Here is a 14468-nt window from a genome sequence, read left to right as displayed (position 1 = left end):
TTAATATTCATTCAAAATAAACACGGCGCCATCATATCCAGTTGGTAAAGCTGCCTGTCATCCGGAAGTTGAAGGCAGCCAAAGAACCAGTTCCGGAAATATAATAAGAACCCCAACCAACAAAAGCAGCGACAACACATAAACCATTACACTGGAGAATATTTTCTCCACAGGAATATTGGCAGACCTTGAGACAACAAAAACATTAATGCCCACAGGAGGAGTCACTATGCCAATTTCGGCCAGCAAAATAACGATAACGCCGAACCACAGGGGATCAAATCCCAGGCTTGTTACCAGAGGCAGCACCACCGGTACCGTCAATATCAGAATGGAGATCAGATCCAGGAACAGCCCCAGCACTAGGTAAAGAACGACGATCGCGGCCAGAATGACATAGGGCGACACGTCGAGACTGCCAGCCCATGCCACCATCTCCTTGGTGAGGCCGGTCAAGGTAATGAAGTAGCCAAATATGTGGGCGCAGACAATGATCAGGCCGATCATCGCGGTAATTGAGCAGGTATTAGACAGGGCTTCAGAGAACCGGTAACGCGTCAGGTTGCCCGATTTCAGCGCGATCAAAAAAGCTCCGAAAGCACCCAGGCCTGAAGATTCAACCGGCGTGGCAATACCGGTATAAATCAGTCCCGTCACCAAAAGGAACAGAACAACGAACGGGCCCGCAACTTTAAGCGACTGGAACTTTTCAGCCAGACTGTATTGGACATCCTGTCTTGGCAGAGGATTTCGCAACAACAATACCTTAATGGTCACGGCAATGGTCGTTGCCACGAGAATGCCTGGCACAATCCCGGCGATCAGCAGATTGGCAATACTGACGCCGCTGAGCAGTCCGTAAAAAATCAGCGCAACGCTAGGGGGAATCAGCATCGCAATGGTGCCTGAAATGGCAGCGATACTGCCCGACATGCCGCTGCTGTATCCCTGCTCCCGCATGGCAGGAATGCTGGTTTTTGCCAGCGTCGCTGCGGCTGCCGTGCTGGAACCCGAGATGGCGCCGAACGCCGCACCAGTGATGACCGTAGCAATACCCACACCGCCCCTGATGTTATGGGTCCACTTTGCAATTGCGGTAAACAGTGAGGAGGTAATCCCACTTACTCCCATGAACTCCGCCATCAGGATGAACATGGGGATTGTGAGCAATTCATAGGTAGTCAGAGCGGAGCCGGGGGAGGCCGTCAAAATACCTACCAGCACATCGGCGCTGGTCGCTAGAAATATACCGAGCGAGCCCGCTAACGCCAAACTGATCGCAACTGGTACGCCAAAAGCCAGCAGAAAAAAGAGAACGATAAAGGGAAGGTAGACTGTCATGCCTCACCTCCACGCAAGAGTGAGAGGTGGCTAAAGCTGATAATCAGGAGTCGCAGTGCAAAGATCAGCGAGCTCACAAATACCAACATATCTCCCGGCCACATGGGCCAGGGAATCACTCCCCCCATCACGTCGCCATCCAGCCACGCGTGGTAGGCCTCAACCAGGTAAAACCAGGCAATGTAGCCAAACAGCACCACCGCGACCAGACCAACCAGAAACAGCACCAGCCCCCGCAACCTCCGGTTAATGTAACTGACAAAATAATCCACCTTCAGGTGGGTGCCTGTTCTGAGAGCATAGGAAAAAGCTAGAAAATAGGAGCCTGGCAACAAGTACAAGACAATAAAGTCAAAGGACCAGCTCAGGGGCATCGACAGGACGTACCGCATAAAAACGTCCACGCAGGTAACAGCCATGGCCACCAGGATCATTAATGCAGCGACTGCGACCAGTGCGTTTTCCATGTATCGCACTGGGCAGTCCAGGTACTTCAGCGGTCTGGGAATGTTAGCTAACGTACTCAATGTAGAACCCTTGTCTTGTTATTCAGGTCGGGGCAGTCAGAGAAGGACTACCAGGTTGCCGGCTCAAACAGGAAACCTTCGCCCTGGCGCCGCACGTACCCGCAATAGGGCGATCCAAAGTGAACCGGTAACAACAATGCGGACTGGTCAGCAGCGTCATTCAGCATTTTCAGGCGGACCTCACGCGCTTTCTCCGGCCAGATACAGTAACCAGAGTTGAATTCAGGCCGCATTATCTGCAATGGACTGTGAAAAATATCACCACAGAAAATTCCCACTTCGCCCTTGGATTCCAGTCGGAAAATCACCTGACCGGGACTATGGCCTTCGGCCGGCTGCACGGTCAGGCAGTCGGCAATTTCCTCGCCAGGGCGTATCATTTTTGCCAGCCCCGCATCCACAACAGGCATTACGCTGTCGAAAAAAGAGTCTCCAAACACGTCGATAACCCCTGGCTCTTTATTCTTGCCTTCCTTGCAAAAATCAAAGTCCACCAGGGGAAAGTGATAGGTCGCATTAGGGAACGTCGGCACCCAGCGGTCGTCTTGCCAGGTTGTATTCCAGCCCACGTGGTCCGCATGCAGGTGGGTTGTCACCACGTGGGTAACATCTTCAGGCGCTGCGCCGGCGGCAACCAGCCATTCACGAACGAGGCCGTTAAGCATGTGCATCCGTGGGATACTCTCCCGGGGCTTGAAGTTACCAACGCCAGTATCGATTACGATGATGTTTGTGCCTGCCTGAACGATCCAGAATTGAATGGTGACAATCAGCTTGCCCATATGGGGCACCCAGTGATGGGGTGCCATAGCGCTCTCCAGCCGATCAATATCGGCTCGCTCTGCTTCCGGAAACAGGAAGGCCGGATCGTGGGTGGGACCTGAGTACTCGATAACGTTGGTAACCTTCGCGTCACCAACCAGCCGGGAATGAATCATAGCTGTCACCTTTTATACTATTTGTCATGATTATTTCAGTCGTAGAAATTAAATAAATCTGGCTATTTAGCTAACCCAAATATCTTTCAGCAGCGACAAATATGTCAATGCAAAAAATACAAAGACGCTATTAACGATCTCTTAAGGCGCCGGCATGACGCCCCCTGAAAGGCACCATTAACCAGCCATTAAAACTCAGTGAATATTTTATAAATAGACCACACCGGAAACTCTGATATTTTTAAAGTCCGTTGTTTGTACAAAGCACAAAGCTAACAAAAAGGGTATGTCATGAACCAAACCAAACTTTTTCTTACTGCATGCGTATCGGTAGCGATGACCGCCGGATCGATTGCTACCGCCAATGCTCAGGACAATATAACTTTGCGGTTCGCAGACTGGATGCCGGAATCCGCTTTCACAACATCCTACGGTGCCAAGGCGTTCATGAAGAAGGCTGAAGAACTTTCTGAAGGCCGCATCAGTTTCCAGTATTTTCCTGCCGAGCAACTGGGCAAAGGCTCTGAGGCCCTGACACTACTGAACTCAGGTGTCGCCGACGTCGCCAACGTTGCACCAGCCTACCTTTCGGAACATCTGCCCCTATCCGGAGTGGTAGAACTCCCGGGGATGGTTACGGACTCCTGTACAGCGGCCAACAAGTTCTACGATCTGGTCCAACCTGGCAAAGCACTCTACGAGGCTGAGTTCAAGAAGAAAAGCGTTCGCCCCCTGTTCACGGCTAACCTCGGCCCCTATCGGATTCTCACCAATAATCAGGAGCTCTCCACACCCCTCGATATTTCCGGCCTGAAACTCCGTACAGCCGGGGGTGCAATGGCGATGACTGCGAATCGCCTCGGAGCAAACCCTATCCGCATGCAAGGCTCTGATGTACTACCATCTCTGTCACGCGGAACGCTCGACGGTGTATTCTGGGGTCTTATCAGCATTGAGGACTGGAGCCTGGAGACAGCACTGGACCAGATGATTCCCAATTTGAGCATTGGCAGCTTCAATGTCACCTACTCAATCAGTGACCGTGCCTGGGACAAGCTCTCCCCGGAAAACCAGGAAGCCTTGGTGAAAGCTGGCCAGCATGCAAACCAGAATCACTGCGACTATGTCAATCGTGCTGAGAAACAAGCCATTTCAGATCTCGAGGTGAAGCACGGCATCGTACCACTGTACCTGCCGGAAGATGAGCTGAGAGGAATCCGCGAAGACCTGACCCAGGTACACGAGGACTGGGCCAAACCTCTTGAAAAGCGCGGATTGCCAGCTAACAAGGTCGTTAGAGAAATGCTTTGATCCTTTAACCACACCAATACAAAGCCCCCGTTCCGGCGGGGGCTTTCTGGAGTCAAGAGATCATCTTATAGCCAAACCCCTCAAAATCCTTTAGCTTACCCGTTGTTGTTTCCGGCAAGCGGGGTAAAAATGGCTATCAAGTACGACCTGACGGATTTTCGGCTGTTCATCAAGATTGCCGAGTCCGAAAGCCTTTCCAAAGGTGCCGAGCAATGCCACATGTCTGTCCCCGCAGCCAGCAACCGCATCCGGAACCTGGAAGACCATCTCGGCCTGAAACTGCTGCAGCGAAACTCGCAGGGGGTAAAGCTTACCAATGAGGGCAAGGTCTACCTCCATCATGCCCGCAAGATTGCATCACAACTGGAAGTGCTCACTGGCGATCTGCAGGAATTCGCGCACGGCATCACGGGGCAGCTACGACTTCTCGCCAACACCACTGCCATCACCGAGTTGCTACCGAATGTGTTGGGTGAGTATTTGCTGTCTCATCCCAACGTGCATGTTGAAATGAAAGAAAAGCTCAGCGAAGAAATTGTTCGCACGGTCAAGGAAGGGGGCGCCGATCTTGGCATTGTCTCGGGCAACGTCGTCACTGCAGGATTACAGACGCTACCTTTCGCAAAAAGCCGCCTGGTGGTGATCTGTCCAATTGACCATCCCATATCCAAAGTTGACCAGATTGATTTTGAGGAATGCCTCTCCTATCCTCTGATTTCGTTACTGGAGGGCTCAGCCATTCATCAATTCCTGATGAAAGAAGCCGAAAAACTCCATATCACTCTGAACATCCGCGTTCAGGTAGCAAGCTACGATGCCATCTATCGTATGGTAGCGGCCAACGTGGGTATCGCCATTATCCCTGAGCTGGGATTCGCCCGCCACAAGGGCACCCGTAACATCAAGCAGATCAAACTGACGGACAATTGGGCAGAGCGCAATTTTCAACTCTGCGCCGAAAACTTTGAAACCTTACCAACGTTCGCCCAAGAGTTCTGTGAGATCCTGCGGTCTCGATATCTATGACATGGCATCATGGGAGGATCAGGGCAATAATTTTCATCGAATAGGGTACTGACCCCTTAACCCTGCAGGTACGTTGTATGTCCGAGGATATCCACTTTTATCAACCGGCCGACGGTCACGGACTGGCCCATGATCCATTCAATGCCCTGGTGGCACCACGCCCCATCGGGTGGATCTCCTCGAGGGACTGCAACGGTGTGCTGAACCTGGCACCCTATAGTTTCTTCAACGCCTTCAATTACCACCCGCCCATCGTCGCGTTCTCCAGTATCGGCTTCAAGGATTCTGTACGGAATGCCGAGCAAACCGGGGAGTTCTGCTGGAACCTGGTGACACGTCCACTGAGCGAAGCCATGAACGAAACCTGCGCGGCAGTAGGACCGGAGGTGGACGAATTCGCGCTTTCAGGTGTGACCCCGGCCCCGGCCCGTGTGATTTCGGTACCGCACGTGGCGGAAAGCCCGGTCACACTCGAATGTCGTGTAGCTCAGGTGCTCCAGCTTGCCGGTGCCAATGGCGAAAAGGTCGACACCTGGATGGTATTCGGTGAAGTAGTCGGCGTCCACATTGCGAGGCGCCTGCTCCGCAACGGTATCTACGATACCGCAGCGGCGGAACCTGTACTTCGTGGTGGTGGCCCAGAGGACTACTTCAAAGTGGATGCTTCTCAGAAGTTCCAGATGCACCGTCCCAAATAATAAGGATAGGCTAAGTGTGAACACCCGCATCACGCTCGGCGGCCATTTCTCTCAGCTTCGCCCGTTGAATCTTGACGCCATTGGCACTCTCAGTAACCGGAAAGTCGTCCAGAAACCAGATTCGCGCCGGCACCTTGAACGGCGCGATGACGTTCCTGAGCCAGACCCTGATGCCTTCAGCCTCAATATCGCTATCCGGTTTGGCAATCACGAACGCCACACAGGACTGCACACCATCGACATCAGCCCCAATCACCTGGGCTTCAACGACACCCGGGCAGTCTCTCATGACATCTTCGATCTCTGACGGGTTTACCAGGAACCCGCCAAGGCGAATCGCATCACCCTGTCGGGTCTGGTAGACGAATGAGCCGTCCTTACGGAGATAGCCAATATCCCCGGTAGAGAAATAACCATCCTGGTCGATGACCTCAGAAGTGGCGCCAGGGTTGTTGAAATACCCTGAGAAGTTACCCGTGGCGGTAATTTCCAGAATGCCGCTCTGCTCAGGAGCCAGCAACCCGCCAGACTCGGCATCACGAACCCTCACCCGGGCCTTCGGATCTGCAGGAAAGCCTCCTCCCCTGCACCGCTCCTGCGCACTCTCTGGCCTGGGCTGTATTGAAAACAGGGCCTGCACCTCACTGGATCCATAGACCCCCGCAAGCGGTATGCCGCGGGCATCTGCCTGCCTGACAAGCTCCTCGGCGCCGGTCTGGAATGCGGCAAAGCCACATACCCGGAGGCTATCCAGCCTGGAGTCTTCAGGCAATGCATCAAGGATACGCCAGTACATCTCGTCACTGCCGAACAAATGGGTCAGTTGGTGTTTCCGGATCAGCTCAACAGCTGGCTTCGCATCAAACGTCTCCATGACGGAAATGGGCGTGCCTGCCGCCAGCGCGGCAATCACCGGCACCAGCCCGAAGGTTCCACAGAATGGCAACGGCGCAAGCAGTCCAGCGCCTGGCTGCTCAAACAGAAATTTTGCAGCCACGCAGTGTGCGTGGCTGGCAAGCGAGAACTGGCTATGCATCACCAACTTCGGCATTTTGGTGGTGCCTGAGGTGGTAAACAGCATAGCCAGGTCATTGTCGCTGGATTTGTCCGCTATTTCCGGCGCATCCGAGCTTGCCAAATCCGGAAAGGACAGCGCGGAACATCCGTCCAGCCGGGGCAATTGTGGTTCCGGATCAATAACGGCAACTGTTTCCAGATCCGGCACAGTGTGGGGCTGCAGATCCTCCAGCAAAGCCTGGAAATCAATCTTCCGAAAGCGCGGCTGCATGATCAGCATACGGGCTCCCGACACTGACAGGATGTGTTGCAGTTCTGACGTGCGGTAACGGGTATTCACTGCCACCAGCACAGCGCCGATACGGGATAATCCCAGCATTAACGCCAGCCACTCAGGCCGATTAACCAACCATACAGCCACCCGGTCACCCGGGCGGACACCTTGCTCACTCAGCCAGGCAGCCGCTGCCAGGCCCATCTGATCCAGTTCCCGGTAGCTGATTTGACGATGACCCACCACAAGGGCACACGACTCCGGAGCCCGCTCCAGATGCGCTGCCACCAGCGTAGTCAGGGTCAGCTTCTTCATCAGTACAGTTCCATCAGTTTCTTGTTATCGCTCAGTTCTTCCGGCTGGCCCTCCCACGTCATTTGACCGGATTTCATCACCACGACCCGATCAGAGATTTTCAGGGCCTCCTTGACGTTCTGCTCCACCAGCAGGATCGACATCCCTGTTTTCTGCTGCAGTTCCCGTATCGGGCCACAGAGATCCTGGAACAGCTTTGGCGCCAGGCCGATCGAGGGCTCATCCATCAGCAAGCAGCGAGGACGACTGAGCAGAGCACGGCCAATAGAGACCATCTGCTGCTGCCCGCCGGACAGATCACCCGCCCGTGTCTGGTAGAATTTTTTCATCACCGGCAGGATCGACATCACCCAATCGATTCGCTCCGCCCGCTCCTTTTCAGGAACACCCGCAGCCCACATGCCCAGGCTCATTGTTTCCTCTACGGTCATACCCGGAAACACACCACGGCCCTCCGGCACCATGGACATGCCTGCCATGGTCATCGCCCGGGGCTCAGTGACTGCCGCTTTGCCATTAAACAGAATGCGGCCACCTTCATGGGGCACCAGACCAAAAATGGACTTCAACAGGGTGGATTTGCCAGCACCGTTATGGCCGATCAGGCACAGTACTTCATTGTCGTTAACATGAACATTGATGTCCGTCAGCACGGGTCGGCCACCATAACCGACCACCAGATTCTCAACCTGGAGAATTTTGTCTGTCATGGTTATCTCTCCCCGAAATAAATTGCGGCCAGGGCCGGGTCGTTCAGGATGGTCTCCGGCTCGCCATCGGCCAGCAATTTACCCTGATCCAGGAATGCAATACGGTCGGAAATATTCACCACTATATCCAGATTGTGTTCGATGATGCAGACCGTTATACCCTCCTTGACTTCTTCTCTGAGCAACTGCAGAAACAGGTTATAGGAGTTGGGGTCAAGCCCTGACGCCGGTTCGTCCAGCAGCCACAGCCGGGAATCCGTTGCCATGATACGGGCCAGGCTCAGGAACTTGCGCTCGGCATAAGCCAGGTCCAGTGCCCGGGTATGGCGCTTGTCCGTTAGCCCCGTTCTCTCAAGAATCCGGCTCACTTTATCGTATCGCCTGGCCTTGCCGGATTTTCCACCCAGCTGCCAGAGCCACGACCCCGGCTCCATCATGGTGAGGATATTTTCTTCCACCGTCATGTGGGTAAACAGCCGAAGATCCTGAAATGTCCTGGCAATCCCTTCCCTGGCAATTTTCCAGGGTGACTTTCCGATCAACGACTCTCCCTGCCAGCGCACATCACCCTCAGAAGGCTGAATGTGACCGGTAATCATATTGAACAAGGTGGTTTTACCTGCCCCGTTCGGACCAACCAGGGTTGTAATAATGCCGGCCCGAAGATTTAGCGAAACATCATTGATCGCCTGCAGACCACCAAAGTTCTTGCTGAGGTTACTGATCTCAAGCAATACCTCCTGATCATCCGTCGAGCCCGTAAAGCCGGAACCGGGAACAGGACTTGCCTTCTCCTGAGCTGAAGTTAACTGCTCGCTCATTTGCTACCTCCCGGGTGTGAACTCACAATGCCTCCAGGGCGGAAAATCATCAGCAATACCATGGCCATTCCGTACACGATCTGCTGGATGGAACCGATCTCGGTCTGAGGCAGGAACCACAGATAAGTCAGGGCACTGGGCAGGAGCATCAATAACCCGGCGCCCAGCAGCGGACCCAGTATCGTGGCGGTGCCTCCAATAATGACCATGGCCATTACCAGTACCGAAGTATCAAGCATAAAGCTCTCGACATTTATAAAACTCATGTAAAAAGCATAGAGCGCTCCGGCAACAGCGGCCAACGACGAAGACAGTACGACAGACAGGGTTTTGATCACCGTTATATTCTTGCCCGACGCCAATGCAGCCGATTCACTGTCCCGTATTGCCTTTAGGCTACGCCCGAAGCTGGTATGCACGAGCGTGCGGATAATAACAATGATAATCGCCAGACAAATCAGCGACATGACCAGAAACTGCCAGGGCTGGTATACGGGAAAGCCAAACAGCTCCACGGACGGAATCCCGATGACGCCACCAATGCCCCCGGTGAAACTCTTCCATTCCGAAAACAGGGTAACTGCCAGCACCTGCAGCCCCAGGGACGCCGCCACAAAGTATTCGCCCCGCACCCGCAGGGCGGGCAACGCCAGAAGCAGAGACGTCCCGGCGGCAGCAGCCATGGCAATGGGAATGGCCACAAAGAACTCCGGGGTAACATTCATTGCCACCAGAGCTGCAGTGTAGCCACCGATTCCGAAAAACACCGCATGGGCCAGAGAGAAGATACCGGCATAGCCGATAATGAAATTCAGTGTGGTCGACAGGATCGCGTAAACCGAGATCAGGACCAGCAAGTTCAGTATATAAGCTGTCATGTCAGCGCCTCACGAAACCGTCTGCCGTCCAAAGAAACCGGACGGTTTGAAGATGATAAAGAAGAACAGGATCGCGAAAGTAATTGCTTCGCTCCACTGGGTACCCAACTTCCACATTGCCAGGTTCTCTGCCACACCGATGAGCAAGCCGGCACAGGCGGCGCCACGGAGACTGCCAATCCCGCCCACAATGGTCGCAGCCAGGCTGATTAACATGACATGATGCCCCACAGCCGGGTTGATACCGGTACCAGCTGCGGTAAAGATCGCACCTGGCACTACCAGCAGAGACCCGAGAGCAAAGGCATAAGTCGACAACCTGCGGGGGCTGAGCCCGAATGTACGCACCAGCTCCGGATTCTCACTCAGAGCTCGCATACCCTTACCCACGAAGGTACGGGTCAGGAAGAAATGCAGTGCCGCGAAACAGATTATGGCCGCCACAATTGCCAGCCCGTTCAGCGGCGAAAGATAGAGGCCAGGAATCACCTCGATAGAGGTGCTCAAGGGGGTAGCAACAGACATGAAGCCCCGCCCGAACACACTTCCGAGCAGGTTCTGCACCACGATCCCAATACCGAAGGAAGCGACAAATACGGTAAAGAAGGAGCCTTCGTGACGCTGGATCGGTGCGTACATCAGCCGATCCAGCAAAACACCAAACACCACCGCACTGACGGCTGCCAACAACACTGCAAAGGTCCAGTGCATACCCAGCCCGGCCAGCGCAAAATGGAACAGGTAGGCCGCGATTGCAAAGGTCGCGCCGTGGGCGAAATGGAATATCTTGGTAGACCCGAAGATCAGTGAGAAGCCAGCTGCAGTGAGGGCGTAAATCGCCCCCACCTGCAAGCCGTTTGCAAGGAGTTGCAGAAACAGCATGTCAGCTCCTTACTCCGCAGTTTTGACAGAAACTACTTTGCCGCTGCCTGAGCCGTCGACTTCGAGCACCTGGATCGGTGCCAGCAGGGTGCCATTTTCCTGAAAAGACACCTCACCCCCAACCAGCTCAAAAGTGTCTGTCGCTTTACGCTGGGCCAGGAGGTTGGCGCCGGTAATCTCTTTGCCCTGTTCTTCCAGGTCCTGAGCGAGTAGTGCGAAAACTCTTACAGCGTTGTAGTAATTGGCAATGTATGACGTCGGGTTCTTGCCGTGTTCAGCATTATAGTCGTCGACAAAGCGCTTGGTGACCGGATCTTCAGAATCCCAGTCAATGCTCTGAGTCGTGAACAATGCTCCCTGGGATTCCTTCTGCTCTTGTAGCTCGGGCACGGAAAAGGCTGAATAACTGGCGATCTGCGCCTTGACACCGTTATCTCGCAGTTGTTTGACGATCTGCAACTGCTGGGAACCGTAGGAAGCGACATAGACCACATCCGGATTATCGCTGCGAACCCGGGCAGCCACCCCGCTGAATTGCTGGGCAGAAGCAGCTATCGAGTGAGACTCCACGAGCTCGGCACCCAGTGGAGGCAAGGTTTTTTCTAACTCGTTGAGAATCGACTCTCCCAGTGGATCATCAACATACACCAGGGTGAACCGCTTGTGGCCCAGGTCATTCACGGCGTAGTGGGCCAATGCCCCCACTTCATTGTTCGCCAGAGGTATAACGTTCCAGAAATATTCACCCAGCTCTGCCAGGTCCGGGCCAACACCGCCACCGTTGACCGTCACCGTCTGGCTACGCTGAGCCAGTGTGGACACTGCCTTGGAAACCCCGGTAAAGGCAGAAAGGACGTAGGGAACGCCTTCAACATTGACCAGCTTGTTCATTGCGACAACGCCCTGCTGGGGCAATGCTTGGCTGTCTTCGTAGAGAATGCTCAGATTGCCTGACAACATTCCGTCTTCATTGGCATGCTGGGCAGCCAGATCTGACCCCGACATGAATATATCACCATAGGTGGCATTAGGGCCGCTGAGCGGAAATAACGCACCAATTTCAATGTCTTCCGCCTGCACTGATGCAGCAGAAGCAAGACCTAAGGTGAGAGCGATGGAAGAAAGTGTCTTACGTAACATAAGCTATCCTCAGTATTGTTGTTGTCCTAATCAAACGTAGCACCGTTTGAGCAACACACAATTCGCCATTTGTTAAGACCCTGTTAACACAATATGAATTAAAGGGCGGTCCACGTAACGACGCTTTCATCTACTCTTGATTAGGCCCCGGGCCAGCATCAGGTCGGCCCCAACAAACATGCGAATCATGAATGGCATAAAGGAGCAGGTTCATGAACTATCGCCGCCTTGGAACCACCGGCATGAAAGTCTCTCGCCTATGTCTTGGCACCATGACCTATGGCTCGCCGAAATGGCGCGAGTGGGTACTGGACGAGCAGTCCAGTCGCCCCTTTATCAAGCAGGCCCTGGATTCGGGAATCAACTTCTTTGATACCGCAGACATGTATTCGATCGGTGAATCCGAACGAGTGGTGGGAAAGGCGTTACTGGATTACGCGCCGAGGGAAGATGTGGTCATTGCCACCAAAGTTTTTAACCCTACCGGAGATGGCCCGAACAACCGGGGCCTGTCCAGGAAACACATCATGGATGCCATTGACAGTTCACTGCAGCGTCTCGGCACCGATCACGTTGATCTGTACCAGATTCACCGCTGGGACTACCACACGCCCATCGAGGAAACGATGGAGGCGCTTCATGATGTCGTGAAGGCTGGCAAAGTACGTTACATCGGCGCATCTTCGATGTTTGCCTGGCAATTCGCCAAAGCCCAGTTCGCGGCAGAAAAGCACGGCTGGACACGATTTGTGGCCATGCAGCCGATGTATAACCTGATCTACCGGGAAGAAGAGCGTGAAATGCTGCCACAATGTGCTGACCAGGGCATTGGCGTGATTCCGTGGAGTCCGCTGGCCAGGGGTATCCTGGCCGGGAAAACCGTGCAGGGCGAAGCCGGTGAGACAGCACGGGCGCGCACCGATGAAAATACCCGGAAATGGCGCCTCGGCAGCGATATTGATCAATCCGTTATCGCCGCGCTGCAGGAAGTAGCAGAGAATCGTGGTACGTCTATGGCCCGTATTGCCCTGGCGTGGGTGCTCTCCAACCCTGCGGTCACCGCCCCTATCATCGGTGCCAGCAAACCCGGTCATATTGAGGAAGCACTGGCTGTGCTGGAGTTAGAACTGAGTGAGGAAGAAAAAATGGCGCTGGAAGAACACTATGTGCCTCACCGGGTAGCCGGTCACAGCTGAAATGTCGGGATACGACGAGAAGATCCGGTTCCCGTCGATGTAACGTCAGAACGGCAGCGTGAAAATAGCACACACCACACTGCAGGTAACCAGTGCCATTAGTGAGAGTTTCAGGCTCCAGCCATAGGAGGCTATGGTGGCGCTATAACCCGTGCATCGCTCCAGCAACAACGCATTAGCGGAATATGGTGTGCCAGCGATGGTAATACCCCATCCCGCCACCATACCCAGCCCTAGCCCCAGCAGACCGTACTCTGGCCAGATCGGCCCAAGAATACTGCCCGACAGGGTACCCGAGATAATCGGGTTCACGCCGATCGTGCCACCGGCAAAGAACAGCCAGGGCACTGCCATGGCGACCATCGGATAGGCCCAGACCGGCAAACTGAACCCCGTACCCAGCCAACTCAATGCCAGAGTGCCAATGATTCCGCCTAGAAACGAGGAGCCACCCATAATGACTAACTCGTTATTCATCATTGCGAGTGATGGCATACTCACGACCCCGTCATGAACGCGGCGGTATACCAGCCCGATGACAACAGCCGTCAGGCAACTCAGCGTCACCGCTTGGGAGTACACGAGACCGCACCCAACACTCAAAGTGAAAGCACCCACACAGACAAGGGCAATAATGCCGATGAAGCGCAACCACGGCAGCACTGCTGCATCGACTTTTTCCGGAATGATCGCCAGCTCTTCACGTGGTGGTTCGTCTTCCCGCGAAAGGGTTCCGGCAAGGAGGTAGAACACGGCAAACGGCAGCCCCAAGGCAATCAGCTTCCAGCTCGACAGAGCTGGGAGGAAAGTCACCGTCAAAACAACAGCAACGGACAAGGGCGATGCCATTGGAGATGCCCCGAAACCACGAACCACCGCCCTCGCCGCGTTCCGCGCCATCGGGCTGTCGCCCTGGTCCCTGACCTGAAGGCCGATCATGGTCGCGATGACCCCGACCGCGCCAAAATTGAGCGGCACAGAAAGCAAGGCAGTACCAGAAGTCATGCCAGCGTAGCGGAACAGCGATCTACCCCCAAACAGGCTGTGGGAAATCAGCTTCAGGTCGTCAGACTGTCCCAGCACTGCCGATAACAGCATTACGGTTATGATCAACGCCCCGATTCTAGCCATGTTGCCGGCAGCTTTCGGGACCGCTGAAGGCTCTACAGCAAGCCCGACAAAGGTCAATACCACGATTAGTGTCAAAATCGCACGGCCCACCGTACGCAGGTTACCCCAACCCATAAGAATCGCCAGGCAGGCCAGCACGGTGGCAAGGTAGTTATGACCAGGGAGAAAGTTCGCAATACCGGCAAAGAGTGCCAGGTATGTAAGCACTGTGCGAATTCCGGATAGGCTGTCCGGTCGCGAAAAAGCGTCAATCATGTCCCATC

Annotated in this window: 14 protein-coding genes; 4 read left to right on the top strand and 10 right to left on the bottom strand. The window is 54.4% G+C overall.

The genetic code is table 11. The features are described 5' to 3' along the window. Positions 1–57: 57 nt before the first annotated feature. From ABJM11_RS15565 to ABJM11_RS15555, 3 genes are all read right to left on the bottom strand, one after another. A complete protein-coding gene (locus ABJM11_RS15565) occupies positions 58–1341 on the bottom strand; it encodes a TRAP transporter large permease (RefSeq protein ID WP_348293884.1) in 1284 nt (427 codons plus the stop codon). Next, positions 1338–1808, bottom strand: a complete 471-nt coding sequence (locus ABJM11_RS15560; RefSeq protein ID WP_348293882.1) for a TRAP transporter small permease — start codon at positions 1806–1808, stop codon at positions 1338–1340. The genes ABJM11_RS15565 and ABJM11_RS15560 overlap by 4 nt, the downstream gene beginning before the upstream one ends. 107 nt (positions 1809–1915) lie before the next feature. Further along, positions 1916–2806 (bottom strand): MBL fold metallo-hydrolase, encoded by an 891-nt coding sequence (locus tag ABJM11_RS15555; protein ID WP_348293880.1) that lies wholly within the window; start codon positions 2804–2806, stop codon positions 1916–1918. A gap of 291 nt (positions 2807–3097) precedes the next feature. On the opposite strand from ABJM11_RS15555, the gene dctP reads away from it, so the two are divergent. The 3 genes from dctP to ABJM11_RS15540 all read left to right on the top strand — a co-directional run bounded on the left by dctP (position 3098) and on the right by ABJM11_RS15540 (position 5841). Next, complete coding sequence (dctP, locus tag ABJM11_RS15550) at positions 3098–4117, top strand: TRAP transporter substrate-binding protein DctP (protein ID WP_348293878.1); 1020 nt, start codon at positions 3098–3100, stop codon at positions 4115–4117. 129 nt (positions 4118–4246) lie between these two features. Beyond that, positions 4247–5143, top strand: a complete 897-nt coding sequence (locus tag ABJM11_RS15545) for a LysR family transcriptional regulator (protein ID WP_348293876.1) — start codon at positions 4247–4249, stop codon at positions 5141–5143. Between the two features lie 77 nt (positions 5144–5220). Further along, positions 5221–5841 (top strand): flavin reductase family protein, encoded by a 621-nt coding sequence (locus ABJM11_RS15540; protein WP_348293875.1) that lies wholly within the window; start codon positions 5221–5223, stop codon positions 5839–5841. Between the two features lie 10 nt (positions 5842–5851). Here ABJM11_RS15540 and ABJM11_RS15535 read toward each other — a convergent pair whose 3' ends face one another. The 6 genes from ABJM11_RS15535 to ABJM11_RS15510 are packed head-to-tail and all read right to left on the bottom strand — an operon-like array spanning position 5852 to position 11878. Continuing rightward, positions 5852–7447, bottom strand: coding sequence for an AMP-binding protein (locus ABJM11_RS15535; RefSeq protein WP_348293874.1), 1596 nt, complete (start codon positions 7445–7447; stop codon positions 5852–5854). Further along, positions 7447–8157 (bottom strand): ABC transporter ATP-binding protein, encoded by a 711-nt coding sequence (locus tag ABJM11_RS15530; protein ID WP_348293872.1) that lies wholly within the window; start codon positions 8155–8157, stop codon positions 7447–7449. The genes ABJM11_RS15535 and ABJM11_RS15530 overlap by 1 nt, the downstream gene beginning before the upstream one ends. Before the next feature lie 2 nt (positions 8158–8159). After that, positions 8160–8978: an ABC transporter ATP-binding protein gene (locus ABJM11_RS15525; protein WP_348293870.1), complete on the bottom strand. Its 819-nt coding sequence runs from the start codon at positions 8976–8978 to the stop codon at positions 8160–8162. Further along, positions 8975–9856 (bottom strand): branched-chain amino acid ABC transporter permease, encoded by an 882-nt coding sequence (locus ABJM11_RS15520; RefSeq protein WP_348293869.1) that lies wholly within the window; start codon positions 9854–9856, stop codon positions 8975–8977. The genes ABJM11_RS15525 and ABJM11_RS15520 overlap by 4 nt, the downstream gene beginning before the upstream one ends. 9 nt (positions 9857–9865) lie before the next feature. Beyond that, complete coding sequence (locus ABJM11_RS15515; RefSeq protein ID WP_348293868.1) at positions 9866–10738, bottom strand: branched-chain amino acid ABC transporter permease; 873 nt, start codon at positions 10736–10738, stop codon at positions 9866–9868. Positions 10739–10747: 9 nt separating this feature from the next. After that, on the bottom strand, positions 10748–11878 hold the full coding sequence (locus ABJM11_RS15510; RefSeq protein ID WP_348293867.1) for an ABC transporter substrate-binding protein: 1131 nt from the start codon (positions 11876–11878) through the stop codon (positions 10748–10750). 212 nt (positions 11879–12090) lie between these two features. Here ABJM11_RS15510 and ABJM11_RS15505 point away from each other — a divergent pair, with 212 nt between their 5' ends. Further along, entirely contained in the window at positions 12091–13074 is a 984-nt protein-coding gene (locus tag ABJM11_RS15505; protein WP_348293866.1) for an aldo/keto reductase, read from the top strand. Positions 13075–13119: 45 nt separating this feature from the next. On the opposite strand, the gene ABJM11_RS15500 is transcribed toward ABJM11_RS15505, so the two are convergent. Further along, complete coding sequence (locus ABJM11_RS15500) at positions 13120–14460, bottom strand: hypothetical protein (RefSeq protein WP_348293864.1); 1341 nt, start codon at positions 14458–14460, stop codon at positions 13120–13122. Positions 14461–14468 lie beyond the last annotated feature (8 nt).

This window comes from Marinobacter sp. (assembly GCF_039977835.1).
Classification (GTDB): Bacteria; Pseudomonadota; Gammaproteobacteria; order Pseudomonadales; family Oleiphilaceae; genus Marinobacter.
Note: the sequence above shows the minus strand (reverse complement) of the source record. Positions and strands in the feature narration are given on the sequence as shown.

Excerpts from the sequence above, each read along its gene's own strand:
- ABJM11_RS15565 (WP_348293884.1), bottom strand. The coding sequence starts at position 1,341 with ATGACAGTCTACCTTCCCTTTATCGTTCTCTTTTTTCTGCTGGCTTTT.
- ABJM11_RS15560 (WP_348293882.1), bottom strand. The coding sequence starts at position 1,808 with ATGGAAAACGCACTGGTCGCAGTCGCTGCATTAATGATCCTGGTGGCC.
- ABJM11_RS15555 (WP_348293880.1), bottom strand. The coding sequence starts at position 2,806 with ATGATTCATTCCCGGCTGGTTGGTGACGCGAAGGTTACCAACGTTATC.
- dctP (WP_348293878.1), top strand. The coding sequence starts at position 3,098 with ATGAACCAAACCAAACTTTTTCTTACTGCATGCGTATCGGTAGCGATG.
- ABJM11_RS15545 (WP_348293876.1), top strand. The coding sequence starts at position 4,247 with ATGGCTATCAAGTACGACCTGACGGATTTTCGGCTGTTCATCAAGATT.
- ABJM11_RS15540 (WP_348293875.1), top strand. The coding sequence starts at position 5,221 with ATGTCCGAGGATATCCACTTTTATCAACCGGCCGACGGTCACGGACTG.
- ABJM11_RS15535 (WP_348293874.1), bottom strand. The coding sequence starts at position 7,447 with ATGAAGAAGCTGACCCTGACTACGCTGGTGGCAGCGCATCTGGAGCGG.
- ABJM11_RS15530 (WP_348293872.1), bottom strand. The coding sequence starts at position 8,157 with ATGACAGACAAAATTCTCCAGGTTGAGAATCTGGTGGTCGGTTATGGT.
- ABJM11_RS15525 (WP_348293870.1), bottom strand. The coding sequence starts at position 8,978 with ATGAGCGAGCAGTTAACTTCAGCTCAGGAGAAGGCAAGTCCTGTTCCC.
- ABJM11_RS15520 (WP_348293869.1), bottom strand. The coding sequence starts at position 9,856 with ATGACAGCTTATATACTGAACTTGCTGGTCCTGATCTCGGTTTACGCG.
- ABJM11_RS15515 (WP_348293868.1), bottom strand. The coding sequence starts at position 10,738 with ATGCTGTTTCTGCAACTCCTTGCAAACGGCTTGCAGGTGGGGGCGATT.
- ABJM11_RS15510 (WP_348293867.1), bottom strand. The coding sequence starts at position 11,878 with ATGTTACGTAAGACACTTTCTTCCATCGCTCTCACCTTAGGTCTTGCT.
- ABJM11_RS15505 (WP_348293866.1), top strand. The coding sequence starts at position 12,091 with ATGAACTATCGCCGCCTTGGAACCACCGGCATGAAAGTCTCTCGCCTA.
- ABJM11_RS15500 (WP_348293864.1), bottom strand. The coding sequence starts at position 14,460 with ATGATTGACGCTTTTTCGCGACCGGACAGCCTATCCGGAATTCGCACA.